At 66.1% G+C, this 254-nt stretch carries 1 pseudogene; it reads right to left on the bottom strand.

What is annotated here, in order from left to right:
• A pseudogene (locus ACFQQJ_RS10645) lies at positions 1-254 on the bottom strand (hypothetical protein); the annotation flags it as partial.

Here is a 254-nt window from a genome sequence, read left to right on the forward strand (position 1 = left end):
CTTGCTGTACGGCTTGTCGCCGCGGGAGTCCTTGTCGTAGGGACGGTCACCACGCGGGCTCTTGCTGTACGGCTTGTCGCCGCGGGAGTCCTTGTCGTAGGGACGGTCACCACGCGGGGACTTGCTGTACGGCTTGTCGCCGCGGGAGTCCTTGTCGTAGGGACGGTCACCACGCGGGCTCTTGCTGTACGGCTTGTCGCCGCGGGAGTCCTTGTCGTAGGGACGGTCACCACGCGGGGACTTGCTGTACGGCT

It is taken from the genome of Propionicimonas sp. T2.31MG-18, assembly GCF_964266745.1.
Classification (GTDB): Bacteria; Actinomycetota; Actinomycetes; order Propionibacteriales; family Propionibacteriaceae; genus Propionicimonas.